Annotated in this window: 1 protein-coding gene and 2 pseudogenes; all 3 read left to right on the forward strand. The window is 36.2% G+C overall.

Annotation, left to right across the window (positions count from 1 at the left end; genetic code table 11):
- Positions 1–514, forward strand: a pseudogene (locus CO726_RS30935) (DUF6094 domain-containing protein); the annotation flags it as partial.
- 15 nt (positions 515–529) lie between these two features.
- A complete protein-coding gene (locus CO726_RS30940; protein WP_099686825.1) occupies positions 530–709 on the forward strand; it encodes a hypothetical protein in 180 nt (59 codons plus the stop codon).
- Positions 710–780: 71 nt separating this feature from the next.
- A pseudogene (locus tag CO726_RS30945) lies at positions 781–1,217 on the forward strand (hypothetical protein); the annotation flags it as partial.

Here is a 1,217-nt window from a genome sequence, read left to right on the forward strand (position 1 = left end):
AAATGATACATACTTTAACGATCGGTTCGCTAATTTTTGTGAAAATATGTCTGATCTTATTTTCGTCAAAAAAAATGTGAATACATTAGCGCAAATGGTGAATCGTAAAAGTTGGATTATACCTGAATTGCATCATCAGAAAAAAAGCATTTTTACATCAAGAGTGGATTATAAAAGTGCTTATGAAGGAGTAGGGAAATCGGAAGGTATCTCGTCGCTCAAAAAGCGTTTAAATAGAGGGAATGGTTACTCACTACAAGGCGAGAAAACAGCTGCAGAGAGAGCGAAGATGCCAATTGCTTCTGGACAATTAGGACTATTGCTGATTACGGGTGTGGCAGATGGTTTGCTTGGTGAAGGTGATACACTCCATGCAGTTCGTGGATCTGAAAATGTGTATTATGAACATTCATTTGAGCAATTGGAAAAAACAACGAAAGAAGTTGTTTTACAAAAACGTCGCGCGAAATTTATCATTGCAACACCAAAAGGTGAAGTCAAAGAACTTGTCTAAGAAAGGAAGAAGGCTATGTCTGTACTGTTAGGAATAGGAGCATTATTTATCGTATGGGAATTTAGTAATCGTATGTTTCGTATTGCTATTGTACTTACAATCATTTGTTTATGTGCTTCTCAATTAGGTGCAGGTGATATGCTACATGCGGCTGAACAATCATTACCAGAGTGGAAACAGTTTATAGATTTTTAGCTAATAAATTGAATGAGTAGGACATGAAACGTATCGGATAAGATGCGTTTTTTATTTTAGGAGGGAACTTTATGATACAAGAAGTGATTCAACAAGATCCATTTGATCAGGAACAAACACCAGCGATGTTGCAATTCGAGACAGCCGCTGCCTCACACACAGCTTTTTGTTTTGCAATGGCAGTAAATCGTCATCATCAAATCCAATTTGCAGTACTAGGTGCGAATGACAGTACATTAAAGTCATTCCGTGCTGCCATATCAATGGGAACTAGCCGTTTGTATTTTGGAGAGGGAAAAAAAGAAGAATTACATTACATTTTAGATAAAAAAGTGAATGTAAACTCAAAAGGTCAGTTTGAATTTATTAACACACAAACAGTAAATAAGAAGAAGGCAATTATTGCGTTTTCTAAAGAATTAGAAGAAAAGTATATTGTTGCAATTGATGAAGCACCAGAAATGCAAGTAAGAGATTTCTTAATGGCTCCTCCGTATGGTCTCCCCAT

The sequence above is a fragment of the Bacillus fungorum genome, from assembly GCF_002746455.1.
GTDB lineage: Bacteria > Bacillota > Bacilli > Bacillales > Bacillaceae_G > Bacillus_A > Bacillus_A fungorum.

Bases quoted from the DNA above. Each gene is read 5' to 3' on its own strand.
- CO726_RS30940 (WP_099686825.1), top strand. From the start codon at position 530: ATGTCTGTACTGTTAGGAATAGGAGCATTATTTATCGTATGGGAATTT.